This window comes from Fonticella tunisiensis (assembly GCF_004364155.1).
Lineage (GTDB): Bacteria > Bacillota > Clostridia > Clostridiales > Caloramatoraceae > Fonticella > Fonticella tunisiensis.
This window is the reverse complement of sequence record NZ_SOAZ01000029.1, coordinates 1-24140: the sequence shown is the minus strand read 5'-3', so window position 1 is coordinate 24140 and position 24140 is coordinate 1. Positions and strand designations below refer to the sequence as shown.

The 24140-nt window shown below is 38.0% G+C and carries 33 protein-coding genes; 26 read left to right on the top strand and 7 right to left on the bottom strand.

Annotated features, from left to right (window positions below; genetic code table 11):
• Nucleotides 1–11 precede the first annotated feature (11 nt).
• From rplR to rpsI, 21 genes are all read left to right on the top strand, one after another.
• Nucleotides 12–380: a 50S ribosomal protein L18 gene (gene rplR, locus EDD71_RS13100; RefSeq protein ID WP_133629192.1), complete on the top strand. Its 369-nt coding sequence runs from the start codon at nucleotides 12–14 to the stop codon at nucleotides 378–380.
• A 16-nt stretch (nucleotides 381–396) separates the two neighbouring features.
• Nucleotides 397–894: a 30S ribosomal protein S5 gene (gene rpsE, locus EDD71_RS13095; RefSeq protein WP_133629191.1), complete on the top strand. Its 498-nt coding sequence runs from the start codon at nucleotides 397–399 to the stop codon at nucleotides 892–894.
• A 12-nt stretch (nucleotides 895–906) separates the two neighbouring features.
• The gene (gene rpmD, locus EDD71_RS13090; RefSeq protein ID WP_133629190.1) at nucleotides 907–1086 is read left to right on the top strand and encodes a 50S ribosomal protein L30; all 180 of its coding nucleotides are present in this window, start codon (nucleotides 907–909) and stop codon (nucleotides 1084–1086) included.
• 18 nt (nucleotides 1087–1104) lie between these two features.
• Entirely contained in the window at nucleotides 1105–1545 is a 441-nt protein-coding gene (rplO, locus tag EDD71_RS13085; protein ID WP_133629189.1) for a 50S ribosomal protein L15, read from the top strand.
• 2 nt (nucleotides 1546–1547) lie between these two features.
• On the top strand, nucleotides 1548–2825 hold the full coding sequence (gene secY / locus EDD71_RS13080; protein ID WP_133629188.1) for a preprotein translocase subunit SecY: 1278 nt from the start codon (nucleotides 1548–1550) through the stop codon (nucleotides 2823–2825).
• 14 nt (nucleotides 2826–2839) lie between these two features.
• Nucleotides 2840–3493, top strand: coding sequence for an adenylate kinase (locus tag EDD71_RS13075; RefSeq protein ID WP_133629187.1), 654 nt, complete (start codon nucleotides 2840–2842; stop codon nucleotides 3491–3493).
• Nucleotides 3490–4236 (top strand): type I methionyl aminopeptidase, encoded by a 747-nt coding sequence (gene map, locus EDD71_RS13070; RefSeq protein WP_133629186.1) that lies wholly within the window; start codon nucleotides 3490–3492, stop codon nucleotides 4234–4236. Before EDD71_RS13075 ends, map begins: the two co-directional genes overlap by 4 nt.
• 17 nt (nucleotides 4237–4253) lie before the next feature.
• A complete protein-coding gene (locus tag EDD71_RS13065; RefSeq protein WP_133629185.1) occupies nucleotides 4254–4523 on the top strand; it encodes a KOW domain-containing RNA-binding protein in 270 nt (89 codons plus the stop codon).
• A 101-nt stretch (nucleotides 4524–4624) separates the two neighbouring features.
• On the top strand, nucleotides 4625–4843 hold the full coding sequence (gene infA / locus EDD71_RS13060; RefSeq protein ID WP_133629184.1) for a translation initiation factor IF-1: 219 nt from the start codon (nucleotides 4625–4627) through the stop codon (nucleotides 4841–4843).
• Between the two features lie 15 nt (nucleotides 4844–4858).
• Nucleotides 4859–4972: a 50S ribosomal protein L36 gene (gene rpmJ, locus EDD71_RS13055; RefSeq protein ID WP_028971919.1), complete on the top strand. Its 114-nt coding sequence runs from the start codon at nucleotides 4859–4861 to the stop codon at nucleotides 4970–4972.
• 86 nt (nucleotides 4973–5058) lie between these two features.
• Nucleotides 5059–5430, top strand: a complete 372-nt coding sequence (gene rpsM, locus EDD71_RS13050; protein WP_133629183.1) for a 30S ribosomal protein S13 — start codon at nucleotides 5059–5061, stop codon at nucleotides 5428–5430.
• Nucleotides 5431–5446: 16 nt separating this feature from the next.
• Nucleotides 5447–5845: a 30S ribosomal protein S11 gene (gene rpsK / locus EDD71_RS13045; RefSeq protein ID WP_133629182.1), complete on the top strand. Its 399-nt coding sequence runs from the start codon at nucleotides 5447–5449 to the stop codon at nucleotides 5843–5845.
• An 18-nt stretch (nucleotides 5846–5863) separates the two neighbouring features.
• Nucleotides 5864–6484 (top strand): 30S ribosomal protein S4, encoded by a 621-nt coding sequence (gene rpsD, locus EDD71_RS13040; protein WP_133629181.1) that lies wholly within the window; start codon nucleotides 5864–5866, stop codon nucleotides 6482–6484.
• Nucleotides 6485–6549: 65 nt separating this feature from the next.
• Entirely contained in the window at nucleotides 6550–7497 is a 948-nt protein-coding gene (locus EDD71_RS13035; protein WP_133629180.1) for a DNA-directed RNA polymerase subunit alpha, read from the top strand.
• A gap of 11 nt (nucleotides 7498–7508) precedes the next feature.
• A complete protein-coding gene (gene rplQ / locus EDD71_RS13030) occupies nucleotides 7509–7856 on the top strand; it encodes a 50S ribosomal protein L17 (RefSeq protein ID WP_133629179.1) in 348 nt (115 codons plus the stop codon).
• 182 nt (nucleotides 7857–8038) lie between these two features.
• Nucleotides 8039–8884, top strand: coding sequence for an energy-coupling factor transporter ATPase (locus EDD71_RS13025; protein ID WP_133629178.1), 846 nt, complete (start codon nucleotides 8039–8041; stop codon nucleotides 8882–8884).
• On the top strand, nucleotides 8869–9729 hold the full coding sequence (locus EDD71_RS13020; RefSeq protein ID WP_133629177.1) for an energy-coupling factor transporter ATPase: 861 nt from the start codon (nucleotides 8869–8871) through the stop codon (nucleotides 9727–9729). The genes EDD71_RS13025 and EDD71_RS13020 overlap by 16 nt, the downstream gene beginning before the upstream one ends.
• Nucleotides 9726–10523: an energy-coupling factor transporter transmembrane component T family protein gene (locus tag EDD71_RS13015; RefSeq protein WP_133629176.1), complete on the top strand. Its 798-nt coding sequence runs from the start codon at nucleotides 9726–9728 to the stop codon at nucleotides 10521–10523. The genes EDD71_RS13020 and EDD71_RS13015 overlap by 4 nt, the downstream gene beginning before the upstream one ends.
• On the top strand, nucleotides 10524–11258 hold the full coding sequence (gene truA, locus EDD71_RS13010; protein ID WP_133629175.1) for a tRNA pseudouridine(38-40) synthase TruA: 735 nt from the start codon (nucleotides 10524–10526) through the stop codon (nucleotides 11256–11258). It begins immediately after the preceding gene.
• 139 nt (nucleotides 11259–11397) lie between these two features.
• Nucleotides 11398–11832 carry a 50S ribosomal protein L13 gene (gene rplM / locus EDD71_RS13005; protein WP_133629174.1) on the top strand — a complete coding sequence of 145 codons (435 nt, stop codon included), beginning with the start codon at nucleotides 11398–11400 and terminating at the stop codon, nucleotides 11830–11832.
• Nucleotides 11833–11857: 25 nt separating this feature from the next.
• The gene (rpsI, locus tag EDD71_RS13000; protein WP_133629173.1) at nucleotides 11858–12250 is read left to right on the top strand and encodes a 30S ribosomal protein S9; all 393 of its coding nucleotides are present in this window, start codon (nucleotides 11858–11860) and stop codon (nucleotides 12248–12250) included.
• A 129-nt stretch (nucleotides 12251–12379) separates the two neighbouring features.
• Here rpsI and EDD71_RS12995 read toward each other — a convergent pair whose 3' ends face one another.
• The gene (locus EDD71_RS12995; protein WP_133629172.1) at nucleotides 12380–13273 is read right to left on the bottom strand and encodes an MBL fold metallo-hydrolase; all 894 of its coding nucleotides are present in this window, start codon (nucleotides 13271–13273) and stop codon (nucleotides 12380–12382) included.
• 182 nt (nucleotides 13274–13455) lie between these two features.
• Between EDD71_RS12995 and EDD71_RS15775 the strand changes: the two genes are divergently transcribed.
• A complete protein-coding gene (locus EDD71_RS15775) occupies nucleotides 13456–13779 on the top strand; it encodes an N-acetylmuramoyl-L-alanine amidase (RefSeq protein WP_133629171.1) in 324 nt (107 codons plus the stop codon).
• A gap of 87 nt (nucleotides 13780–13866) precedes the next feature.
• On the opposite strand, the gene EDD71_RS12985 is transcribed toward EDD71_RS15775, so the two are convergent.
• The 3 genes from EDD71_RS12985 to EDD71_RS12975 are packed head-to-tail and all read right to left on the bottom strand — an operon-like array spanning nucleotide 13867 to nucleotide 15523.
• Entirely contained in the window at nucleotides 13867–14214 is a 348-nt protein-coding gene (locus tag EDD71_RS12985) for a DUF6385 domain-containing protein (RefSeq protein WP_133629170.1), read from the bottom strand.
• Nucleotides 14215–14242: 28 nt separating this feature from the next.
• On the bottom strand, nucleotides 14243–15067 hold the full coding sequence (locus tag EDD71_RS12980) for a DNRLRE domain-containing protein (protein ID WP_133629169.1): 825 nt from the start codon (nucleotides 15065–15067) through the stop codon (nucleotides 14243–14245).
• A gap of 51 nt (nucleotides 15068–15118) precedes the next feature.
• Nucleotides 15119–15523 (bottom strand): hypothetical protein, encoded by a 405-nt coding sequence (locus EDD71_RS12975; protein WP_133629168.1) that lies wholly within the window; start codon nucleotides 15521–15523, stop codon nucleotides 15119–15121.
• A 331-nt stretch (nucleotides 15524–15854) separates the two neighbouring features.
• On the opposite strand from EDD71_RS12975, the gene cwlD reads away from it, so the two are divergent.
• The 3 genes from cwlD (at nucleotide 15855) to amrS (ending at nucleotide 19181) form a co-directional block, all read left to right on the top strand.
• Nucleotides 15855–16556: an N-acetylmuramoyl-L-alanine amidase CwlD gene (cwlD, locus tag EDD71_RS12970; protein WP_166636483.1), complete on the top strand. Its 702-nt coding sequence runs from the start codon at nucleotides 15855–15857 to the stop codon at nucleotides 16554–16556.
• A 218-nt stretch (nucleotides 16557–16774) separates the two neighbouring features.
• Entirely contained in the window at nucleotides 16775–18181 is a 1407-nt protein-coding gene (gene amrA, locus EDD71_RS12965; RefSeq protein ID WP_133629167.1) for an AmmeMemoRadiSam system protein A, read from the top strand.
• A gap of 4 nt (nucleotides 18182–18185) precedes the next feature.
• Nucleotides 18186–19181, top strand: coding sequence for an AmmeMemoRadiSam system radical SAM enzyme (gene amrS / locus EDD71_RS12960; protein WP_133629166.1), 996 nt, complete (start codon nucleotides 18186–18188; stop codon nucleotides 19179–19181).
• Nucleotides 19182–19253: 72 nt separating this feature from the next.
• Here the strand turns inward: amrS and EDD71_RS12955 are convergent, their stop codons facing one another.
• Complete coding sequence (locus tag EDD71_RS12955) at nucleotides 19254–19472, bottom strand: hypothetical protein (protein ID WP_133629165.1); 219 nt, start codon at nucleotides 19470–19472, stop codon at nucleotides 19254–19256.
• 68 nt (nucleotides 19473–19540) lie between these two features.
• Nucleotides 19541–20176: a hypothetical protein gene (locus EDD71_RS12950; RefSeq protein ID WP_133629164.1), complete on the bottom strand. Its 636-nt coding sequence runs from the start codon at nucleotides 20174–20176 to the stop codon at nucleotides 19541–19543.
• Nucleotides 20177–20498: 322 nt separating this feature from the next.
• On the opposite strand from EDD71_RS12950, the gene EDD71_RS12945 reads away from it, so the two are divergent.
• Entirely contained in the window at nucleotides 20499–21827 is a 1329-nt protein-coding gene (locus EDD71_RS12945) for a glycosyltransferase family 39 protein (protein ID WP_207669350.1), read from the top strand.
• A 478-nt stretch (nucleotides 21828–22305) separates the two neighbouring features.
• Here EDD71_RS12945 and EDD71_RS12940 read toward each other — a convergent pair whose 3' ends face one another.
• Nucleotides 22306–23916 (bottom strand): Na/Pi cotransporter family protein, encoded by a 1611-nt coding sequence (locus EDD71_RS12940; RefSeq protein WP_133629209.1) that lies wholly within the window; start codon nucleotides 23914–23916, stop codon nucleotides 22306–22308.
• Nucleotides 23917–24140 lie beyond the last annotated feature (224 nt).

Genomic DNA, 24140 nt, shown 5'->3' with positions numbered 1-24140 from the left:
GAGTGAGCGAAATGTTCAATAAGCCATCCAGAAACGAACAAAGATTAAAGAGGCACTTAAGAGTTCGTAAGAAGGTTTATGGTACTGCTGAACGCCCAAGATTGAATGTTTATAGAAGTGAAAAGCATATATATGCTCAAATTATAAATGACGACCTTGGAACGACTCTTGTTTCAGCTTCATCAATCGACAAGGAACTCAAGGATACTTTGAAGGTTGGAAGTAACAAGGAAGCGGCAAAGGCAGTTGGCCAGCTCATAGCAAAGAGAGCACTTGAAAAGGGAATAAAGGACGTTGTATTTGATAGAGGCGGATACATTTATCATGGAAGAGTTAAAGAGCTTGCTGAGGCTGCAAGGGAATCAGGACTTAATTTCTAAAAAAGGAGGGAAATAGATGAGAATCGATCCTAGCAGATTAAACCTTAAGGAAAAGGTTGTATATATAAACAGGGTTGCTAAAGTTGTTAAAGGTGGTAGAAATTTTAGATTCAGCGCCCTGGTTGTGGTTGGCGATGAAAATGGCCATGTTGGAGTAGGAATAGGAAAAGCTGCTGAAGTACCGGAAGCTATTAGAAAAGGCATTGAAGATGCTAAGAAAAATTTAATAAAGGTAGCTATAGTTGGAACAACAATCCCACACGAAGCTATAGGAGAATTCGGTGCAGGTAAGGTTCTCTTAATGCCAGCTGCCGAAGGTACAGGAGTTATCGCAGGAGGTCCTGTACGTGCGGTGCTTGAACTTGCTGGAATTAAGGACGTAAGATCAAAGTCACTAGGTTCAAACAATGCAAGAAATATGGTTAATGCAACAATAGACGCTCTTTCCAGATTGAGAACTGCGGAGGAAATAGCAAGACTCAGAGGAAAGACAGTAGAAGAAATCTTAGGTTAAGGGGGGAGCATCGTGGCAAAGCTAAGAGTTACATTATCAAAGAGCTTAATAGGAAAAAAAGAAGATCACATAGCAACAGTTAAAGCCCTTGGCTTAAGGAAGATTGGCCAGAGCGTGGACCATGAGGATACCCCTCAGATAAGAGGTATGATTGAAAAGATCAAGTATATGGTTAAGGTAGAAGAAATATAATAAGAGGGAGGTGCTACGATGAGACTTCATGAATTAAGACCAGCTCCCGGAACAAACAAGGAGCCAAAAAGAGTAGGTAGAGGAACTGCTTCAGGGCAGGGTAAGACTGCAGGAAGAGGACAAAAAGGTCAAAAAGCACGTTCAGGAGGTGGAGTAAGACCTGGATTTGAAGGAGGTCAGATGCCACTTCAAAGAAGGCTTCCAAAAAGAGGATTCACCAATATATTTGCTAAGGAATACGCAGAGGTTAATGTTGAACTTTTAAATAGATTCGAGGATGGAACTGAAGTTACTCCGGAGCTTCTTAAGGAAGCAAAGGTGGTAAAGAACCTTCTCGATGGTGTTAAGATTCTTGGAAACGGAGAATTGACAAAGAAGCTTACTGTAAAGGCTCATAAGTTCACTAAATCCGCAATCGAAAAAATAGAAGCTGCCGGAGGCAAAGTAGAGGTGATTTAATTATGTTAAAAACCTTACGTAATGCTTTTAAAGTTCCTGATTTAAGAAAGAGATTATTCATAACCCTTGCACTGCTTGCGGTATTCAGGGCAGGAGTATTTATTCCTGTTCCTGGCGTTAATACCGATGCAGTTGCGAAAATTGCAGATCAGGGACTATTATTTGGATTCCTTGATATGATATCAGGTGGGGCTTTTAGGTATTTTGGTATTTTTGCACTGGGAGTGACTCCATATATTAACTCCTCTATTATAATGAGCTTACTGCAAATAGCAATACCAAGGCTTGAACAGCTTTCAAAGGAAGGCGAAGATGGACGAAGAAAAATTGCAGAATATACAAGGTATGGAACTATTCTCTTTGCTGTAATTCAAGCCTTTAGTATAGGTATTTATTTGAGAAACAGCGGTGCTCTGGTAAGCAATAGCGTTTGGCAGGTTATAATTATTATAATCACCCTCACAGCAGGTACAACATTTGTTATGTGGCTGGGAGAAAGGATAACTGAGAGCGGGGTGGGTAATGGTACATCTCTTATAATCTTCTCAGGTATACTTGCAAGGATCCCGGCGATGGTAGGAGGTTTAATAACACTTGTTAGGGGTGGGGGACTTGATCCCATGACTGCATTGTTATTTGCTGCATTTGCAGTGCTTATGATTGCAGGCGTTGTAGCAATGGACTTAGGAGAAAGGCGTATACCGGTACAATATGCCCAAAGAAGAATAGGATTAAAATCCTATGGAGGGCAAAGTACTCACATTCCAATAAACGTTAACTCAGCTGGTGTTATTGCAATAATATTTGCTTTATCAGTTTTGCAATTTCCGCTTATTATTACCCAGCTTGCCTTTAAGCCGGGTCATCCGGTACGTACTCTATTTGAAAGCGGCTGGCTAAGTTCGCAGTATCCAATATATCCTGTTGTATATGTATTCCTTATAATATTCTTTACATGGTTCTATACTTCAGTAACATTTAAGCCAGATGAAGTCGCAGAGAATCTGCAGAAAAATGGTGGTTTCATACCTGGTCTCAGGCCCGGAAAACCAACAGAGGAGTACCTAACAAGGGTATTGAGTAAAATGACTATAATAGGCGGTGCCTTTGCATCTATTGTTGCAATATTTCCGATTATAGCTGGTATGATAAATAGAAACCTTGGCAATATACAGTTTGGTGGAACTGCAGTGCTGATTGTAGTTGGCGTTGCACTTGAGATAAATAAACAGCTGAAAGCTCAGCTTGTTATGAGACATTATGAAGGATTCTTAAAATAATGGAGTTGATTTAAATGAAGATAGTTCTTCTTGGCCCGCCAGGTGCGGGAAAGGGGACGCAGGCAAAATATATAGCAGAAAAATATGAAATACCTCACATATCAACAGGAGATATATTCAGAAAAAATATAAAAGACAGGACTCCTTTAGGTATAAAAGCGGATGAGTATATTAAAAAAGGACAGCTCGTTCCAGATGAACTAACTGTTGCAATAGTGGAGGACAGAATTAAACAGCCTGATTGTGAAAAGGGTTTTCTGCTTGATGGCTTTCCAAGGACCCTTATGCAGGCAGATGCTTTGACAGGAGTTTTAGCTTCGATGGAGAGCTGCCTGGATCATGTTATAAACATTCAGGTTCCAGAGGAAGTGCTTATTAAAAGGCTGACGGGAAGAAGAGTTTGTCCTGCCTGTGGTGCAAGCTTTCATGTAATATTCAATCCACCAAAGTGGGAAAATAAATGTGACTACTGCGGCGCTGAGCTTGTTCAGAGAGCAGATGACAGTGCGGAAACAGTAAAGAACAGACTTTACGTATATAATAAACAAACTCAACCATTGATAGAATACTACTTGGAAAAGGGCCTCTTAAGAAATATTGATGGTGAGCAGGAAATAGATAAGGTATTTGAAGATATCTGCAATGTATTAGGGAGCGAAAACCGATGATTTATTTAAAATCGAGTAGTGAAATAGAACTGATGAAAAAATCGGGGCGAATTGTTGCAGAAACTTTGGCAAAAATCGAAGAGGTAATTAGACCTGGAATCACCACGAAGGAACTCGATAAGATTGCAGAGGAATATATTACAGGCTGTGGAGCCCGCCCTTCTTTTAAAGGATACAACGGGTTCCCGGCAACTTTGTGTACGTCTGTAAACGATGAGGTTGTTCACGGCATACCTGGTAATAGAGTGCTTCAAGAGGGCGATATTGTAAGTATTGACTGTGGAGCGATTTACAACGGTTTTCACGGTGATGCCGCACGAACGTTTCCTGTTGGAAAAATAAGCCCGGAAACTCAGAAACTTATTGATGTTACCAGGGAAAGCTTCTTTGAGGGCATAAAGTATGCAGTGGTTGGAAATAGAATCGGAGATATTTCCCACGCAATTCAAGTTTATGTTGAATCCCATGGTTTTTCTGTTGTTAGGGATTATGTGGGCCATGGAATAGGAAGGGAAATGCATGAGGAACCTCCTGTTCCTAATTATGGAAAACCAGGTCGAGGACCTAAGCTTACAAAGGGTATGGCACTTGCTATTGAACCTATGGTTAACATGGGAACCTATGCAGTAAAGGAACTTTCCGACGGCTGGACCGTGGTAACTGCCGATGGAAAGATGTCGTGCCATTATGAAAATACTGTTGTTATACTTGAAGATGGCCCTGAAGTACTGACAATAATATAAATTAAGAGGTGGAAGGTATGGAAGGCGTTGCCCTGGGGCAGATAGTCCATTCTAGAGCAGGACGGGATAAAGACAGATATTTTATAGTCGTGGGTATCATAGACGAAAACTATGTGCTTATATCTGATGGAGACCTAAGGAAGATAGACAACCCAAAGAAAAAAAAGATAAAGCACCTTGTATTTCATAACAGGTTTGCTGAAGACATCGCGGAAAGATTAAGAAACAAAAAAAACATCAGCGATGCTGATTTGAGAAAAAGTCTGCAATCTATGGGTTTACTATGATAATATTAGAAAATATACAGACTTTAGCAGGATCACGATTGATTTCAGGATTATCTGAAATCATGGAAGGATGATTCTGTTATGAGGAGGTTTGATTACCTATGTCAAAGGACGATGTAATCGAGTTACAGGGTACGGTAATTGAGGCTTTACCAAATGCAATGTTTCAGGTAGAATTAGAAAATGGGCATAAGATTTTGGCACATATCTCTGGAAAACTCAGAATGAATTTTATCAGAATACTACCTGGAGATAAGGTTACAGTGGAAGTATCACCCTATGATTTAACAAGAGGTAGAATTACGTGGAGAGCAAAGTAATAAGGAGGGATAGCCATGAAGGTTAGACCATCAGTTAAGCCAATTTGCGAAAAGTGCAAGATAATAAAAAGACATGGCAGAGTAATGGTTATATGCGAAAACCCAAAGCATAAGCAAAAGCAGGGCTAATTTGATCGCGGCTGCACTGAAGGCTTTCAGTGATTTATAATAAACAACCAAATGGAAAAGTAGAACACAGGAGGTGTAGAAACTCAATGGCAAGAATTGCTGGTGTAGACTTACCAAGAGAAAAAAGAGTTGAAATAGCACTTACTTATATCTACGGTATTGGTAGACCAAGTGCTAACAAGATACTTGAAGCTACAGGTGTTAATCCTGATACAAGAGTAAGGGACCTTACAGATGACGAAGTAGCAAGGATTAGAGAATATATCGATAAGAACTTCGTTGTTGAAGGCGATCTTAGAAGAAATGTTGCTTTAAGCATAAAGAGATTAATGGAAATAGGATGCTATAGAGGCCTAAGACATAGAAGAGGATTACCTGTTAGAGGACAAAGGACTAAGACAAACGCAAGAACGAGAAAAGGACCGAAGAGAACAATCGGCGGCAAGAAGAAAAAATAATTAAGGAGGGACGATAATGGCAGCTCAAGCAAAGGGTAAGAAAGTAAGAAGAAGAAAAGAGCGCAAGAATGTTGACCGCGGTCAGGCACATATCAAGTCAACATTTAACAATACAATTGTTACAATAACAGATACAGCTGGAAACGCCATTTCCTGGGCAAGTGCTGGAGGATTAGGCTTCAGAGGTTCAAGAAAGAGCACTCCTTTCGCTGCACAGATGGCGGCTGAAACAGCAGCTAAGGCAGCTGTTGATCATGGAATGAAGACTGTTGAAGTATATGTTAAGGGACCAGGAGCCGGTAGGGAAGCTGCTATCAGAGCTCTTCAAGCAGCTGGACTTGAAGTTAGCCTTATAAAGGACGTTACTCCAATTCCACACAATGGCTGCAGGCCACCAAAAAGAAGAAGAGTGTAATGATAGGAGGTGTAGTGAATGGCAAGATATACTGGACCAGTATGCAGACTTTGCAGAAGAGAAGGCGTTAAACTTTATCTTAAGGGAGAAAAGTGCTTTACAGACAAGTGCCCGGTGGCTAAAAGGGCTTATGCACCTGGACAGCACGGACAAAACAGAAAGAAACTTACAAACTACGGAATGCAGCTTAGAGAAAAGCAAAAGGCTAAGAGAATATACGGAATACTTGAAACTCAATTTAGAAGATACTATGAAGAAGCTGAAAGACAAAAAGGAATTGCAGGTGAAAACCTCTTAAGACTTCTTGAAATGAGACTTGACAACGTTGTTTACAGACTTGGGTTTGCAAATTCAAGACCTGAAGCAAGGCAGCTCGTAAGGCATGGACACTTTACAGTAAATGGTAAAAAGGTTAATATTCCTTCATACGAAGTAAAGGTTAACGATGTTATTGCTGTAGCTGAAAAGAGCAGACAGAGTGAAAAGTTTAAAGCTCTTGCAGAAGTTGCTACAACTGTACCAAAGTGGCTCACTGTAGACAAGGATAAGATGGAAGGCCAGGTAATAGCTCTTCCACAGAGAGAGGATATAGATATTCCTGTTAACGAGACACTTATAGTTGAGCTTTACAGCAGATAATTAAGGTGTAGAATCAGTTGCCCTCAATTTTTCATTTACCTTTTTATAAGGAGGGTTATATATAGATGTTAGAGATAGAGAAGCCAAAGGTAGAATGTGTAGAAAAAAGTGAAGATGGTATGTACGGCAAGTTCGTCGTAGAACCACTTGAAAGAGGTTACGGTACGACTCTTGGTAATGCAATGAGAAGGATATTACTTTCTTCATTACCAGGAGCTGCAGTAACTTCAGTTAAGATAGATGGCGTTCTTCATGAATTTTCAACTATTCCAAACGTAAAAGAGGATGTTGTTGAAGTCATATTAAATTTAAAGGGCCTTGCTATAAAACTTGAAGGTGATGGCCCTAAGACCGCAACAATTGACATCACCGGGCCTGCAGTTGTCACAGGTGAAGATATTAGATCAGATGGAAGCGTTGAGATTGTAAATAAAGATCACCATATTGCAACTGTCAGCGATGGTGGAAGGCTGTATATGGAATTAACTATCGATAAAGGTAGGGGCTATGTTCCTGCGGAAAAAAACAAGCAGCCGAATCAGCCAATAGGAATAATTCCTGTTGATTCAATTTATACGCCAATCAAAAGAGTTAACTATAATGTAGAAAATACTCGTGTTGGTCAGATTACTGACTATGATAAGCTAACCCTCGAAATATGGACTGATGGTACGATTACTCCAGATGATGCGGTAAGTTTATCAGCTAAAATACTTATTGAACATTTCAAGCTCTTCCTCAGCTTAACAGACGAAGCAGATAAAGTTGAAATAATGGTTGAGAAGGAAGAGGAAAAGAAGGATAAAGTTCTTGAAATGACCATTGAGGAACTTGACCTATCAGTAAGATCCTATAACTGCTTGAAGAGGGCAGGAATCAATACTGTTCAGGAACTTGTTCAAAAGACTGAAGAGGATATGATGAAGGTTAGAAATCTCGGGAAGAAGTCCCTTGAAGAAGTTGAGCAAAAATTAGCAGCGCTAGGACTTAGTTTAAAAAAGAGCGATGAATAGGAGGGATTGAAGTGGCAGGATATCGTAAGCTCGGCCGTCCTACTGATCACAGAAAAGCTATGCTTAGAAATCTTGTAACCAGCTTTTTCAAATCAGAAGACGGCAAGATAGTAACAACCGAAGCAAGAGCAAAGGAAGTAAGAAGCCTTGCAGAAAAGATGATAACTCTTGCTAAAAGAGGAGATCTTCACTCAAGAAGGCAGGTAGCTGCTTTTGTAACGGAACCAGCGGTAGTACAAAAGCTCTTTAGCGATATAGCACCAAAATACGCTGAAAGAAACGGTGGATACACTAGAATAATAAAGATGGGACCAAGAAGAGGAGACGCTGCGGAAGTTGTAATCCTCGAACTTATATAATACTTACACGGGATTAAGTTAAGTATGTGTTGCTTAATTCCTTTTTACATATTCAAAATTATTTTATACGTAAGCAGCGAACATTGTTCGTTATCAGGTAACCGTTACTGGGTGGGAGAACACTGTTCTTCCCTACACAAAAATGTTAATTATTATTACTTTGCATATAGAAGGTGTTCTTGATGGAAAACAGTATGCTCCAAGCACAGAAGGTGTATTTCTATTATAAAAGGCAAAACAATGAGGACTTTGGCATTGCTCTTGATGGAATTGACTTGGAGGTTCATAAGGGCGAATTTTTAGTTGTTATAGGTCATAATGGATCTGGAAAATCAACCCTTGCCAAGCATTTCAATGCGATACTCATGCCCTCCGACGGCAAAATACTTGTTGATGGGATGGATACAAGGGATAAAAAAAACCTCTGGAATATAAGGCAGAGGGCCGGAATGGTATTTCAAAACCCTGACAACCAGATAGTTGCAACCATAGTAGAGGAAGATGTAGCCTTTGGGCCTGAAAACCTGGGTGTTCCCCCTGTGGAGATAAGAAAAAGAGTTGATGAAGCACTTAAAGCCGTCAATATGTTTGACTATGCGCATCATGGTCCCCACCTTCTTTCTGGAGGTCAGAAGCAAAGAGTTGCAATAGCAGGTGTTCTTGCAATGAAGCCAGAATGTATAATTCTTGATGAGCCAACTGCAATGCTTGACCCAGCGGGAAGAAAGGAGGTTATTCAAACTATTAAAAGACTTAATAAGGAAGAGGGCATAACGATAGTTTTAATAACTCACTTTATGGAAGAAGCCGTTGACGCTGACAGGGTAGTTGTAATGGAAAGAGGGAAAATAGTACTTGAGGGGAGTCCAAGGCAGGTCTTTTCAAAGGTAAAAGAGTTAAAGGCTCTGGGACTTGACGTTCCTGAGATGACTGAACTGGCATATGAACTAAGACAGAGTGGAATTGAGATTCAAGAAGATATTTTAACTATAGAAGAGATGGTGGATGCGATATGTCAATCAAAGTAGAAAATCTAACATACAAATACATGCCTGGAACACCCTTTGAAAAGACAGCGATAGACGACGTTTCCTTCGAGATTAAAGACGGTGAGTTCATAGGGCTTATAGGGCATACGGGATCGGGCAAATCTACACTTATACAGCAGCTAAACGGTCTTCTAAAACCCACATCAGGAAATATATATATAGACGGAGAGTGTATAACAGAAAAGGGAGTAGAGCTGAGGAAAATAAGACAAAAGGTAGGACTTGTCTTCCAATACCCCGAACATCAACTTTTTGAGGAAACCATATATAAGGACGTGGCCTTTGGACCAACAAACCTGGGACTGTCTGCAGAAGAGGTGGATGAGAGAGTAAGGCGTGCCCTTGAGGTGGTAGGTATTGATATAGAAAAATATAGGGATAAATCGCCCTTCGAACTGAGCGGAGGACAGAGGAGAAGGGTAGCTATTGCGGGAGTTCTTGCCATGGAACCTAAAATACTCATACTTGATGAACCCACGGCGGGGCTTGACCCAAGAGGAAGAGATGAAATACTGAGCCAGATTAAAAGGCTCCATGAGGAGTACAAAATAACGATTATACTTGTTTCCCACAGCATGGAGGATGTTGCAAAACTTGTAAATAGGCTTATAGTTATGTATAAGGGGAAAAATATACTTATGGGTTCTCCAAGGGAAGTTTTCAGAGAAGTTGAGACCCTTGAGAAAATAGGGCTTGGAGTTCCGCAGGTTACTTATCTTGCCAGGAGGCTCAGGGAAAAGGGTTATAATATAAGGGAAGATATAATTACTGTAGAGGAAGCCAAACAGGAACTTATGAAAATTCTGAGGGGAGATATAAAATGATTAAGGACATCACTATTGGACAATACCTGCCCGGAGATTCCTTTGTACACAAACTTGATCCGCGTGTTAAGATTTTGCTGTCCTTTGTGTTTATAGTAGTTCTATTCATTGTAAATAACTATAGAGGGTATATATTTATAGCCCTTTATACACTGGCCGTTATATTGATTGCTAAAATACCTTTTAAATATATATTTAAAGGTATCAAGCCAATACTATGGATTATAGTGTTTACAGCAGTGCTTAATGCCTTTTTAACCCCTGGAACCCCCATCTTTCAGAAGGGACCAATAACCATAACAGATAGGGGAGTTTACCTTGCGGTTTTTATGGTATTAAGGCTTATATTTCTTATAATAGGAACATCTATATTGACGTTAACGACTTCTCCTATAGCCCTTACAGACGGAATAGAGAGGCTTTTAAACCCCTTCAAGAGAGTTGGCCTTCCCGCACATGAGCTTGCCATGATGATGACTATCGCATTGAGGTTTATACCTACACTTCTGGATGAAACGGATAAAATTATGAAGGCCCAGATGGCAAGAGGAGCAGACTTCGAATCTGGAAATATAGTTAAGAGGGCTAAGAACCTTGTTCCGCTGCTTGTGCCTCTTTTCATAAGCTCATTCAGAAGAGCAGATGACCTTGCAATGGCCATGGAAGCAAGGTGCTACAGGGGAGGAGAAGGAAGAACAAGGCTTAAACAGCTTAAGATAGAAAAACGGGACATAACAGCAGTTGTCATAACAACGCTGCTGGTTGTCATATCAATTCTAAGCAGGCGATTTTAGATGAGAAACATAAAAATAGTCATAGAATATGATGGTACAAGATATGCTGGATGGCAGAGGCAGAAAAATGCCATGTCCATACAGGAAGTAGTAGAGGATGCTATAAGCTCCTTGACAAAGGAAGATATAACGATAATAGGTTCAAGCAGAACAGATGCAGGTGTGCATGCAAGAGGACAGGTGGCTAACTTTTTTACTGATACTAAGATACCGACAGAAAAGCTTCCACAGGCCATTAACGCCAGGTTGCCAGAGGATATAACTGTGATCCTGGCTGAGGAGGTTTCGGATAATTTTCATGCAAGGTACTGCAGCAGGGGAAAAAGATACAGCTATACAATACTTAACAGAAGGGCTAAGCCTGCATATATGAGAAACTATGTTATGCACTGTCCCTATGCCCTTGACTTTGAAGCGATGGTGAAGGCCTCGAGGGCGTTTTTAGGGAAGCATGATTTTTCTGCCTTTAGGGCTTCAGGAAGCTCTGTTAAAACCTCTGTAAGGACAGTAAGGCAACTGGAACTTATAAAGGATGGAGATATAATCAAAATGTTTATAGAAGCGGATGGCTTTCTGTATAACATGGTTAGGATTATAGCGGGGACCCTCGTTGATATTGGGAGGGGCAGGATAGCTGGAAGTGAAATCGAGGAAATAATACTGAGCAAAGACAGGGAGAGAGCAGGCCAAACAGCTCCAGCATCAGGACTGTGCCTGGAAAAAGTATATTATTGATACTTGACACACCCGGCTCGTTGTATTAAAATATAGAATGGTGTTTAATGAAGAAGTCATGATCCACTAGCCCCGGATCTGTCGATATAAGTTTAATAACAGGAATACAGGTACCAGATAAGTTCAGGGAGGGAAAAAGATGAAAACATACATGGCAAAGGCCGAAGATGTTAAAAGAAAATGGTATGTTATTGATGCAACAGATAAGACACTTGGAAGAATGGCAAGCCAGATAGCAGCAATACTTAGAGGTAAACATAAGCCTACCTTTACTCCACATGTTGACACCGGAGACTTTGTAATAGTTGTAAACGCTGAAAAGGTAGCTCTAACAGGAAAGAAGCTCGATCAAAAGCTTTATAGACATCACTCACTTTATCCAGGTGGATTGAAGGAAACACCATACAGAAAGATGATTGAAACTAAGCCAGAGCTTGTTATTGAAGAAGCAGTTAGAAGAATGCTTCCAAAGGGACCACTTGGAAGAAAGATGATTAAGAAGCTCAAGGTATACAGAGGACCAGAACACAACCATGAAGCACAGAAACCAGAAGTGCTCGAGCTTAAATACTAATGTGGTGTGAAGGGAGGATGCAGTGATGGAAAGAGTACAATACTACGGAACTGGAAGAAGAAAGACTTCTGTTGCAAGAGTTAGGCTTGTGCCAGGAGAAGGTAAGATAACTATAAACAAGAGAGACATAGACGACTACTTTGGCCTTGAAACTTTAAAGGTTATAGTAAGACAGCCGTTAGTACTTACTGGAACAGAGGGTAAGTATGATGTTATTGTAAACGTGCATGGTGGTGGATTTACAGGCCAGGCTGGAGCTATAAGACATGGTATTGCAAGGGCCCTTGTAAAGGCAGATGCCGACTTAAGGCCAGTCCTAAAGAAGGCAGGATTCCTCACAAGAGACCCAAGAATGGTAGAAAGAAAGAAGTACGGTCTCAAGAAGGCAAGAAGAGCTCCACAGTTCTCAAAGAGATAATGAAAAACCTCTCATACGAGAGGTTTTTATTTTTTGTATTGTGAGAATCAAATAAAAAGGTGCCTGACATCTTTTTGCTCGATTTTATTTCTATTCAAGGTTGGCGAAGCCCTGTTTATTCTATTAAAATTATACGCAATTATAATAATAGACCTTTCCGTTTTCTATGGAATAAGTTATCTTATCACTGTTAAATAAATATGCAAGAAATGCCGAGAGTGATGAATGATAAAGGTGATACTGAGTGTAATTTACTGCAAAATCATTAAGCACTATAAGGTTTTCAAGGAGCTCCTCACGGGTCAAAGGTTGGTCTAAAAGTTCCTTGATTTGCATTATATACTTATCTATATTGTTGAGATTAAGGTCAATGAGCTCCAGCAGTTCCTTCCGACTAAGGAATTGGTCGGAATGGCCAGGTACAAAAAATTCACACTCGACTTCTCTTAGATAAATAAGCGTGTCAATGGTTTCACCTACGTCATTAAGATAAGGCAATCCATACTTATTAATAGTTTCCTGGCTAAATATGGAGTCTCCAAGGAAGCATACTTTCTCTGGAGTAATGATACCTATCTGATCTATTGTGTGTCCCTTAAGTGGTATGATTTCAAACTTTTCGTCGTTTATTTTAATGCTTCCTTTTTCAAGGGTAAAATCTACCCTTAAGGGCCTTTGTTTTCTATAGAGTTCTTTTGGAGGGCTTGAGGAGAATAAAGTTGTTGGATAAATATGAGGATTTTCGAGATATACCCTTTCAAGTTCAGAGGTATACACTATACATCCAGAGTAATTTTCCTGAAAATAGGAATTCCCTCCGCAGTGATCCAGATGACTATGGGTATTTATTATGTACTTTGGATGAAATCCACTCCTTAGAAGTGCCTCCTCAAGTTTTCTGGCCTGGCCGTTATTAAGCCCTGTATCTATAATGAGGCAGTTTTTATTTTTAAAAACATATACACCTGAATTAGTAGGTGCATTAAAGAAGTATGCATTTCCTTTTATCTTGATTAAGTCCATGTATTCACTTCCTATCAATGATTAAGTCGTTTATTTATTGCGTTTATTAAATAATATCATAAAAAGACATCGGCGACAACGAACCATCTATGGCAATAACTATCTATGTAATATTTTGGCTTTTCTTATATTACTATTAAAAACAACATATAATTAATTTAGATTTTTTTAAGGGTGGTTTGGTGTTAAAGTATTCAAGGGTATTTATAATAATATTAATAGTATTATTCATATTAGTATTTGATATTACACAGGAGTTTGTTTTCAAAGGCAAAAAGGTTCCTTCAAGTAATAAGGTTATATTGATCTATGCATGGCATGGAGGAAGGGATTATAGAGCAATAGTCAAGAATGGAGCAATTGAGAAAGAAATAAACCTGAGTATATCGAAGAGAAGCACGGCAATATTTGTAGAGTGTGGATTTTTGTCTAACCCTGAGGAAAAAATATTGCTTCAGCAGGAGGACTATCAGAATAAGTTGTCTGGGCTATATATTGTGGATTAACCGGGTATTTAACAGAACCAAAGTCTGAGAATAATCTTGAATAGATGAATAAAATGAGGAATGCATTTTAAATGCATTCCTCATTTATTAGAACACTTGATATACAAATTTAACTGCAGCCTTGACTTCAGTGGGTGGATCGCTTTCAAGTGATAATCTATAGTATTTTGCAAAATAAAGTGGGGCTATAGCTATTGGATTATAGACTACAGGAGGTCCTGCAACAGCTTTGGGTGCCAGGTCTGAATAATCATCAACCCAGGTAATTCCGTCTGCACTTGCCTGTATCTTAACATTAAGATCAGTAAGCAGGCTTAAATTTGTTACAAAAAAGGTTCCATCCTTCATTTTGCTTGTATTAATTGCAGGGGTTGTGTAAGAATCGTCTGTGGTGTCTATATTAAAGGTTTTTTCTTTGAAAGTTACAAAAGCCATCATAATCACCTACATCGCTAAAGTTAATTTAATAGTATTGATAAACAAACTTTACATTCACATTCCAGGTTCCTGCTCCCGAACCTATGAGTCGATAGCATTTCCCAAAGTAAAGAGGAACCAGTGCTATACTTCCATTAGTGAGGGTATCAGAACTGTCAGTTACCCAGGTTGTTCCGTCGGCGCTTACTTGAATAGTAAAGGTCAGCGGGTCTGTACCCGCATCTGTTCTTGTAATAAAGAAGGTTCCATCCTTAAAGGTGCCTACACATGTTGAAGTTGAGGTTGGAGAAGTATTGGACAGTGTAAAATTCTTCTCTTTAAAGTTAACAAGGCTTGGAACTGGTTTCGGCCCGAGACTGTAAATAATTCTAAGCTTTGGAACAAGGTTAGGGTCAGGGTTTATCGCAGAACCGAAGGTCATAAGGGAGCAGGAGGACTCTGTTCCCTTTATCATTAATCCATAGTTAACTAAATTATTATTAATCCAGTTTGATACGATATTAGTAATATCAATTTCAACTGGACCGCTGTGATATCGCATCTTTGTATATGGGCTTCCAAATGTAGGGAAATTTAAAAACGTTGTATAGTCTCCAAAATCCGATGTGAGTGGATAAACAAAAAAGCATTTTTTGCAGCATGGATAGAAATCTTTTATAATAGGAAGTATAAGGCTTACTGATACGATATTTAAAGTATCAGATAATGATGAGGTATCAAAGTAAAGATAGCTTCTATAGGCATTATTCTCGTCCCTTCCTATATAAAGCGTATCTGTATTTATATTCCCATTTAAATCAGCTGTAGTTGTTGTAAGGCTTCGTTCTGCTGTTAAAACTATTTCAGGCATCGAAATTCACCTACTTTTACACATAAAATATAGTTAGTAATTTTAAGATTATCAGCTAATAACAATCCAATTTACATTAGCAATGCCTACCGCGCTAGCCCTTACATAAATTTGGTTAAGATTTGAAACATCAAGGGTTACACTTGAGCCAGCTACTAAATTATAAAACTGTCCAGAGGAGCCACCTACTAAAACGCCAACAAGATTAACAAGGTCTGCTTGTAAAATTACCTTTTTACAAGGCAATGAAGGAAGCTGAGTTGCCGTAGTACCAATAGACGTTAGCTGCCCGGAGGTTAAAGTAGTAGCTGCAGGAGTAGGTCCGCTTATTGATTGATTCAATATACCCTTTAAAAGCTGCATAATGCTTGTCATTGTATCGTCAGGGTCTGTTGTTTTTGCTAAATCAGGAGTTCCAAGTAATTTTTTCAGATCAATTACAGCAAGATTTGGCATGAATGTTACACCTCCATAGATTGAATCCAGCAAAATTGTTTAATTAAAGCAGGATTCTTTTCTCAGTACATTATATTATGTAAATTTGTAAGTGTGACAATTAATTAAAAGTATTGACGGTTTTCTTAATTTGCATTCCAAAAGGCAGATTATTCAATTTTACGCAAGAGTTAAAGGTGATTTAATTATGCCGTTTTCAGGTAAAATTAATATGGTTTATTTTGACGTTTAACAAGTAATTGATTCTCCTCGGGCTTAATTATAAAAAGCCTTTCATATCGTGTTAAAAGCGTTCATAAAATAGTATTGATTTCGCCGGGGGAGTGGTTTTGTGTTAAAAAGATATAGCCAGATAATTATAGTAGTAATAATTGGTCTATTAATTGCGCTGTTTGATATTACATATAAAAATATATTTCTTCACAGAAATGTTCCATCTGGCAATAGGGTAATCATAATAGATGCAGGCCATGGAGGAAGGGATCCAGGGGCTATAGGCAGGAGTGGAACTCTAGAAAAGGATGTAAACCTTAAAATATCACAAAAGCTAAAGGGATATCTGGAGGAGCACGGCAATACTGTCATAATGATAAGGGAAGTGGATGAAGGGCTGTATGCTGAAACGGATAAAAATAGAAAGAGTACCGATATGAAAAACAGAAAGGAGATAATCAAAGAGTACAGGGCCGATGTATTTATAAGTATCCATTTAAACAGTTTTCCACAGTCTCAATACTACGGAGCTCAGGTTTTTTACAATAGGGATGACGAAAAAAGTAAAAGGCTTGCTAAAATAACCCAGGAGGAGCTTATAAAAGTATTGGACAGGAACAATAGAAGGGAAGAAAAGGCTAACAATACCTATTATATATTAAAGGATAATCCGGTACCTTCCATACTTGTGGAATGCGGTTTTCTTTCAAATCCTGAAGAAGAGAGACTTCTAAATCAGGAAGATTATCAGAATAAAATAGCATGGGCAATATACTGTGGAATTACAAGATATTTTACGGAACCTCAACTGGAAAATTAAAAAATAAAATGTATTTCATTCACCAGCAAAATTAACAAAGAAGTTCTAATGCTTATGGCAGCTAACAGGCCAAGTAAGCTTTTAAAACTCGCTGCGCTCAAACACCACGAACTCTTCTTTGGCTTCTTAGCTACCTATTATTTATATAATAGAATTTACAGAAAGTTATGTATTTATGGAACAAAAAAGTGTTAAACTCTTACTAAGGAGGTGTTAAAATGGGTAAAATTTTGGGATATTATGTTATGCCTCATCCACCAATTATAATCCCTGAAATAGGAAAGGGGGAGGAATATAAGGCTGAAAAAACAATTAGGGCCCTTGAAAAGGCTGCAGATGAAATTAAGGAACTTAAACCAGAGATAATAATTATAATCACACCACACGGGCCATTGTTTAGAGATGCAATATCCATTTCAAATGTACCTTCTATAAAAGGTGATTTCAGAAGATTTGGAGCACCACATGTAAAGCTTAATATGAACATCAGCATGCATCTTACTGAGAATATAATAAGGCATGCAGATGAAATGAATATATCTGTAGTTCCATTAGGAAAAAACTCAGTGAGAGAATACGATGTGCTTTGTGAGCTTGATCATGGTGCAGCTGTACCTCTGTACTATATAAACAAAGTTTATAGGGACTTTCAAATAGTGCATATAGTCTATGGGCTTCTTCACAAGATTGATCTTTATAGGTTTGGAATGGCCATAAAAAGGGCAGTTGAGGAGGATGACTTCAGTGTGGTTTTAATTGCAAGCGGGGACTTATCCCACAGGCTAAGGGATGAAGGACCCTATGAATATAATCCCCGCGGAGAGGAATTTGACAGGGAGATAATAAAGCTACTTGAAAGGGTTGATACTAAAGGAATATTTAATATGAATAAAGATCTTATAGAGGACGCTGGGGAATGTGGTATGAGATCCTTCTATATTATGCTTGGTGCTATGGAAGGCTATTTTGTAAAGGGGCAAACCCTTTCATATGAAGGTCCCTTTGGAGTGGGATATGGAGTTTTGAGATTTGAAGTACAGAAAGAGGCAGAAGAGAGACAATTTCTTGAGGATTTAAAGGCTATAAGGCAAAGGGAGTTAGAGGAAAGAAGAAAAAATGAGGATGTTTATGTGAGGCTTGCAAGAGAAAGCCTTGAACATTATATAAATGAAGGTGAATATTTAAAGATACCAGACTATATACCAGCATCCATGCTGAAGGAGAAAAGAGCCGTATTTGTATCCCTTAAAAAGGACGGAGAGTTAAGGGGATGCATAGGCACAATATATCCCATTACAGACAACGTTGCGGAGGAAATAATAAGGAATGCTGTTGAAGCAGGAGTGAATGATCCAAGGTTCTATCCGGTAGGTAGAGATGAACTTGTTGACATAGATTATTCCGTTGATGTGCTTATGCCTCCTGTAAAAACATCAAAGGAAGATTTAAATCCTAAAAGATATGGAGTAATTGTTAGAAAGGGAAATAGAGCAGGGGTCCTTCTGCCAGATCTTGAAGGAGTAGACACAGTTGATGAACAGATAAGCATAGCGCTTAAGAAGGCAGGAATTTCTGAAGACGAGGAATATGAAATAGAAAGGTTTGAAGTTGTAAGACACAGTTGATTAAATGATAAAGGAAGCAATGTTCTATGAGAGAATAGATAATAAATATATCCTTTGCTATCTCTGTCCCCATCATTGCCACTTGAAAAACGGCCAAAGAGGTATATGCAAAGTAAGAAGGGCTGAGAAAGACAGGTTGTATACAGTTAACTATGGAGAGATAAGCTCCCTTGCCATCGACCCAGTTGAAAAGAAGCCGCTGTATCACTACAAGCCCGGTAAAACTATATTATCTGTTGGAGGCTTTGGATGCAATTTTAGCTGCGGCTTCTGCCAGAACTACTCCATATCTAAAAGTTCACCTGAAACAAAATATGTAAACCCGGAGCAACTTTTAAAAATAACTTTGGATGCTGCGAAGGAAGGAAGCATAGGTATAGCCTTTACCTATAATGAGCCTTCAATATGGTATGAATATATATTTGACTTTTTAAAGGAAGTTGAAGTCAGCATTAATAAACCCGATATAGTCCTTGTTACAAACGGCTATATTGAAAAAGAGCCATTAAAGGAAATGCTTCCGCATATTAGCGCCATGAATATAGACCTTAAAGGCTTTAATGATGGTTATTATAAAAACATATGTATGGGGAGCCTTGATGAGGTTCTTTCAACCATAGAGCTTTCTTCAGATAAAACACATGTGGAGCTGACAACGCTTATAATAGATGGATATAACAATAGCGATGATGAAATAGAAGAGATGGCAAAATGGATTGCTTCTATTGATAAGGATATACCTCTCCATCTTTCAAGATACTATCCTGCCTATAAATTCACGGACAGGCCAACAAAGCCTGAAAGCCTGAGAAGAGCAAGGGATATAGCCAGGAAATATCTTAACTATGTTTATATAGGCAACCTTCCAGGGGAGGATAATAATACATACTGTCCAGAGTGCGGAGGAACGGTTGTTGAGAGATACGGGTATTATGTGATGATGAATTTAAATGATGACAGATGTCAAAACTGCGGGAATAAAATCAAGATTGTACTTTAAGTATCGATATAGGTTGAAATTTCCCGGAAAATGAAAGTGCCCTTTTTATCCAGGATAAAGAGGGCTAAAATTTTACTCATATTCCTTTTTCATGCAGTGGGGACATGGTCTATAAACAGGGTGGTCAGTTATGAGTGAGCCTTCATTTAGAGAGCTGTACATATCAACGTTTTCTTCATCTATTTCATCGATCCTGCATTCAGGTTTCTCATTAACAAGATAGTGTAGAGTGTTTGTGACGATGTCATATAAGTACTTCTTGCCAAAGTAGGGATAACCAAATCTAATCATCATACCAGCTCCTTACGCAGTGTTATAATTTTATTTTAATATTAAATGTGAGAAAAATAAACAACGTATTACATAATATCAAAATCCTTATCAATTTTTATAATTCTCCATTTGGAATTTTCCTTGCCGACGGTTATTACTGCATGCCATGTAAATTTATCCGATGCTGAGGTTATCGCTGTAAAAATTATTTTATATACGTAAGTAGATTCATCGGTTTTTTCCTTTACTATTTTATAGCTATCCACCCAGGGGCTTGAAAATCCGGTAATCCATGTAATGCTGCCTGTTTGTTCTGCTAAATTTTTAAATTCATTTCTTAAGGACTCGCTTAATGCCAGATATTGAAAGACGCCATTTCTTTCTTTAATGCCCCTTGCCCAGAGTTCAGCTGCTTCATCGGGGCTATTTGGTGTATATATACGAGCAAAATCTTCAAATAATTGACATCTCGCATTATACATCATCTTTGTAATATCATATATTCTAAATCTGTTTTCAGGCCTGTCGTAAAATATGTTAAAACCAAAGTCCCTTCTAAGAGCATCCTCCGAGATATAGAGTTTACCATCCTTCATGATGTAACCATCAGGAACTTTTATTTCTTTGTCCTCAACGAATATTTTGAAAGGTATATTTAAAGAAGAAAAACTACTGCAAAAGATTATAATAAATATGGTTATAATCAATATCCATCTTTTCATGCTATCACATCCTTTAAATATATTTTGCCCCGTATAGAAAAAAGATATTTTAACTCGTTTGGACTTTTCATAGTAACACATCGGATTATTTTATAATTTTCCTAAAAAGGTTTTAAATTTTTATGCTATACTAATTGAGGGGCTGTATGTTTTATTGATTTATTTTATTTATACATTGTTTTTTAATAAATGGAGGTACCATGAGTTGATAACCAGAAAACTATCAAACTTATGTGGAATTATATTTTTAATTATTTGCTCCATTATCCTGATTTTTATGTTAGGAGCTTCCTTAAGTGTATTTTATGTCTCAACAGAAAACATGCATGTAAGCAGAATATTGCTGTCCGGAGCATTAGTAGTGGAGCTATTCTTGTTATTTATTGGAGTTAGGGTAAATAATATCAGCAAAAGAGCCTTCACAGGGATGCTAATACTTATATCCTTATTTGAGTATTTGCTATGGAATATTTATGCCGCAACAAATCCGGTCAGTGATTATAAAGTGCTGCTTGAAGGTGCTAAAAGCATTGTAAATGGAACCTTTAAGAGTTTGAGCTTTGATAAAACTAATTATTTTTATTTTTATAACTTTCAAATAGGCTATACAACCTATCTGGCACTTGTAATGAAGGTATTTGGAGAAGGTCTAGTCTGGTTTAAAATACTTGACGGGCTGTATATGACCCTGACATCCATAATCATATATAAGCTCGTTAATAAAATTTCAAATGATAAAAGTGCAGCAATTTCCTCCTTACTTTATGCGGTATTTATACCAAACGTTTTTGGAGCCTCTATAATAAACAATCAGCATTTAAGCACTTTATTGCTGATATGTGCAATATATTTTATACTGGACCATAGATTGAGCTTTGCATCCTATGCCGGGATTATTCTGGGATTTACACAGATAATTCGGCCCGTAGCCATAATTGCTATAATCGCATCGTTTTTATATTATTTCATTAGTGCGCTGGAAAATGGTAGCTATACCAGCTGGTTAAAAAGGTTTGCTCTATTGATAATAGCATTTATGCTGGTTATCAGAGGATTTGATTTTGCTCTTATTAAGGCGGGGGTTTCACCTGGCCCCATTAGTAAGGATAATGTCAAATACTTTAAGTTTGTCCTTGGATTAACAGGAAATGGCGTTTATAGCATACCAACGGAAAATGCAGAGAAAACTCAGGTCTATTATGACTTGAAGACGCTAAATTTTGACTACAACAGGTATAATGAAGAGTGTTTAAAGGCTATAGGGAAATCTCTAAAGGATTATAAGAAAACCCTAAGGTTTATCGTGATTAAAATGCATAATTTTATGGGCGGAAAGGATAACCAGTATGAATTCGCCCTTGAAAATGCTAAAATAACAGAATTTATTAACTACCTTCTTGAATTAGGCCATTTGCAGTATATAACGATGATTGTTTTTTCCATTGCAGCCATTATATTGAAGCTAATTGATAGAAGGATAAAAGTCGACATAATTTCTATACTGATCATAGGATTTATGCTTGTACATGTTTTTATAGAAACACAGACGAGGTATAGATATGAGACCTATGTGTTTTTATCGATATTATCCTCTCAATTTTTAGAAAGGTTTATTTCATATAAAAAGTATACATGGAGTAAGTTTAATTAATATCACTCCCAAAATAAGTAAGGGACTGTATTGATTTTGCTGTGGGGTACAAAAAAACAATACAGTCTCTTTTTATTTTCTGTTTTTATTACAATGGGATTTTCAGAGTAACTCTGCATGAAATAAAATTCACCACAAGATTATGAAAACAGTTTCAATAATAATCTAAACTTAAGTTAACTTGTTGTACTAGTTCTTTTTTTAATAAGCTGTGATAAAAAAATATATAAAACGAACTATTTTAGCGAGCAACTAGAGGTTCTTAGCGAGAGGACAGCTGAGAAGCCTTAGTGAAGTTCGTGGTGTTTGAGCCAAGCGAGTTTCACGAACTCACTTGGCTTGTCAGCTGTTCCGAGCTTTAGAACCTCTGTGCGCAAGCGTAGTTGTGAGAGTTATATATTTTTTATCACAGCGTCGATCTGTATATATTTTCTGCTTTTATTCCAATGGGCTTTTCAGAGCAGCACAACACATAAACCTATTCTGCTTCAAGCACCATCTGAGCTATATTGTTTGAATGGTCTCCTATTCTTTCAAGGTTGCTTATAAAGTCAAGAAATACCGTGCCGCTTACAGGATTGCATATTCCTCTGTTAAGTCTTTCGATATGATCTTTCCTAAGCTGTTTTTCCAGGCTGTCAATTTTTTTCTCGACTTCAATAACACTTTTAGCTGCATCATAATCAGTGTTTTCAAGAGCCGATATTGCTGTGTCAACGGCATATTTAGTTGTTTCAAACATGTATTTAAGCTCTGTAATAGCCTGCTCGGAGAACGACGATTTTGTATCCATTCTATATTCCGCAAGTTCTGCAAGATTTTCAGCATGGTCTCCAATTCTTTCAATATCGTTAACAACATGAAACAGAGAGGTAACTATTTCATGCTGTTGCTCTGAAAGCGCCGTATTTGACAGGGCAACCATGTACGATGTGATTTCCCTTTCAAGGAAATTTACAAGATCTTCCCTGTCGTAAACAGTATTCACAAGCCTCTCATCCTGTTTAATAAAAGCATTAAAGGCGGCTTGAAGGTTCTGCGATGCTATATTACCCATTCTAACTACTTCCTTTACAAGCTGTCCTACAGCTACGGAAGGGGTTTCGAGAAGCCTTTTGTCAAGGTATTCAAGTGCCATAGCATTATCATCTCTGTCATCACCAGGAACAAGCTTGTTTACAAATACAACGAGTAAAGGAATAAATGGAGCTTGAAGTATTGTATTTGTAACGTTAAACAATGTATGTGAGTTTGCAATTTGCCTTTGTATGTCTCCACCGAGCATTGGTATAACCCTAAGAACGATTGGAAGTATTGACATAAATATAATGGTTCCTATTACATTGAATGTTAAATGTATAAGTGCGGCTCTTCTTGCGTTTTTGTTTGTACCTATGCTTGCAAGAAGTGCTGTGGCACATGTTCCTATGTTGTCTCCAAACAGAACCGGAAGGGCAACATTTAGTCCAAAGTTTGGAGTTGTAGCGGCCAGGGCCATAAGTATACCTATTGTAGCGCTGCTGCTTTGAACTGTTGCAGTCATTCCAAGGCCAACTAAAACACCAAGGAGTGGATGCCTTCCAAGTGTAAGAATAAGATTTTTAAACGACTCCATTTCAGCAAGGGGTTTCATTGATTTTTCCATCATAGACATACCAACGAAAAGTACTCCAAATCCAAGAACGATTTCCCCTATGTCCCTTGTCCTTTTTTTGTTTGTAAATATTACCATACCAGCACCTATTGCAAGTATAAATGGTGCTATATCAGTAAGTTTAAAGGCTATAAGCTGTGCAGTCATGGTTGTACCTATATTTGCACCCATTATAACTCCAGCGGCCTGTGAAAGTGACATAAGCCCTGCATTTACGAAGCCTACAACCATTACAGTTGTTGCACTGCTGCTTTGAATAATAGAAGTTACTCCGGTGCCGACAAGGATGCCAAGTATTCTATTAGTGGTTAAAACTTCGAGAATTCTTTTCAGCTTTTCTCCTGCAGCCTTTTGAAGTCCTTCGCCCATAAGCTTCATTCCATAAACGAAAAGTCCGAGCCCTCCAAGGAGTGAAAAAAACATTTTATAATTCATAGTCTCCATTCTGATGTTCTCCCCCCCGAAAAATTTATTATTAAAATGCAAATGTATATACTAATATATTAATGTTAAATCCACGTTAAATAAAGTCATTTTTCTACAAATTTTTATAATTTTATTTACCTTAAATTGCAATATTAAATGCAACACCCCGTGAAAAAATCATGTAGAATAGGGTTAGTGTAAACCATACTTAACCTTAAGCCCATCTTAATTAC

Excerpts from the sequence above, each read along its gene's own strand:
- EDD71_RS12995 (WP_133629172.1), bottom strand. The coding sequence starts at position 13,273 with ATGGACTTAATCAAGATAAAAGGAAATGCATACTTCTTTAATGCACCT.
- rpsD (WP_133629181.1), top strand. The coding sequence starts at position 5,864 with ATGGCAAGATATACTGGACCAGTATGCAGACTTTGCAGAAGAGAAGGC.
- map (WP_133629186.1), top strand. The coding sequence starts at position 3,490 with ATGATTTATTTAAAATCGAGTAGTGAAATAGAACTGATGAAAAAATCG.
- EDD71_RS12955 (WP_133629165.1), bottom strand. The coding sequence starts at position 19,472 with ATGATTAGATTTGGTTATCCCTACTTTGGCAAGAAGTACTTATATGAC.
- EDD71_RS13075 (WP_133629187.1), top strand. The coding sequence starts at position 2,840 with ATGAAGATAGTTCTTCTTGGCCCGCCAGGTGCGGGAAAGGGGACGCAG.
- EDD71_RS13065 (WP_133629185.1), top strand. The coding sequence starts at position 4,254 with ATGGAAGGCGTTGCCCTGGGGCAGATAGTCCATTCTAGAGCAGGACGG.
- infA (WP_133629184.1), top strand. The coding sequence starts at position 4,625 with ATGTCAAAGGACGATGTAATCGAGTTACAGGGTACGGTAATTGAGGCT.
- amrA (WP_133629167.1), top strand. The coding sequence starts at position 16,775 with ATGGGTAAAATTTTGGGATATTATGTTATGCCTCATCCACCAATTATA.
- rplO (WP_133629189.1), top strand. The coding sequence starts at position 1,105 with ATGAGACTTCATGAATTAAGACCAGCTCCCGGAACAAACAAGGAGCCA.
- rpsM (WP_133629183.1), top strand. The coding sequence starts at position 5,059 with ATGGCAAGAATTGCTGGTGTAGACTTACCAAGAGAAAAAAGAGTTGAA.
- EDD71_RS12985 (WP_133629170.1), bottom strand. The coding sequence starts at position 14,214 with ATGGCTTTTGTAACTTTCAAAGAAAAAACCTTTAATATAGACACCACA.
- rplM (WP_133629174.1), top strand. The coding sequence starts at position 11,398 with ATGAAAACATACATGGCAAAGGCCGAAGATGTTAAAAGAAAATGGTAT.
- rplR (WP_133629192.1), top strand. The coding sequence starts at position 12 with ATGTTCAATAAGCCATCCAGAAACGAACAAAGATTAAAGAGGCACTTA.
- EDD71_RS12950 (WP_133629164.1), bottom strand. The coding sequence starts at position 20,176 with ATGAAAAGATGGATATTGATTATAACCATATTTATTATAATCTTTTGC.
- truA (WP_133629175.1), top strand. The coding sequence starts at position 10,524 with ATGAGAAACATAAAAATAGTCATAGAATATGATGGTACAAGATATGCT.
- rpsK (WP_133629182.1), top strand. The coding sequence starts at position 5,447 with ATGGCAGCTCAAGCAAAGGGTAAGAAAGTAAGAAGAAGAAAAGAGCGC.
- amrS (WP_133629166.1), top strand. The coding sequence starts at position 18,186 with ATGATAAAGGAAGCAATGTTCTATGAGAGAATAGATAATAAATATATC.
- EDD71_RS13015 (WP_133629176.1), top strand. The coding sequence starts at position 9,726 with ATGATTAAGGACATCACTATTGGACAATACCTGCCCGGAGATTCCTTT.
- EDD71_RS13035 (WP_133629180.1), top strand. The coding sequence starts at position 6,550 with ATGTTAGAGATAGAGAAGCCAAAGGTAGAATGTGTAGAAAAAAGTGAA.
- EDD71_RS12975 (WP_133629168.1), bottom strand. The coding sequence starts at position 15,523 with ATGCCAAATCTTGCTGTAATTGATCTGAAAAAATTACTTGGAACTCCT.
- secY (WP_133629188.1), top strand. The coding sequence starts at position 1,548 with ATGTTAAAAACCTTACGTAATGCTTTTAAAGTTCCTGATTTAAGAAAG.
- EDD71_RS12980 (WP_133629169.1), bottom strand. The coding sequence starts at position 15,067 with ATGCCTGAAATAGTTTTAACAGCAGAACGAAGCCTTACAACAACTACA.
- EDD71_RS13025 (WP_133629178.1), top strand. The coding sequence starts at position 8,039 with ATGGAAAACAGTATGCTCCAAGCACAGAAGGTGTATTTCTATTATAAA.
- rpmJ (WP_028971919.1), top strand. The coding sequence starts at position 4,859 with ATGAAGGTTAGACCATCAGTTAAGCCAATTTGCGAAAAGTGCAAGATA.
- EDD71_RS13020 (WP_133629177.1), top strand. The coding sequence starts at position 8,869 with ATGTCAATCAAAGTAGAAAATCTAACATACAAATACATGCCTGGAACA.
- EDD71_RS12940 (WP_133629209.1), bottom strand. The coding sequence starts at position 23,916 with ATGAATTATAAAATGTTTTTTTCACTCCTTGGAGGGCTCGGACTTTTC.
- rpsI (WP_133629173.1), top strand. The coding sequence starts at position 11,858 with ATGGAAAGAGTACAATACTACGGAACTGGAAGAAGAAAGACTTCTGTT.
- EDD71_RS12945 (WP_207669350.1), top strand. The coding sequence starts at position 20,499 with ATGCATGTAAGCAGAATATTGCTGTCCGGAGCATTAGTAGTGGAGCTA.
- rpsE (WP_133629191.1), top strand. The coding sequence starts at position 397 with ATGAGAATCGATCCTAGCAGATTAAACCTTAAGGAAAAGGTTGTATAT.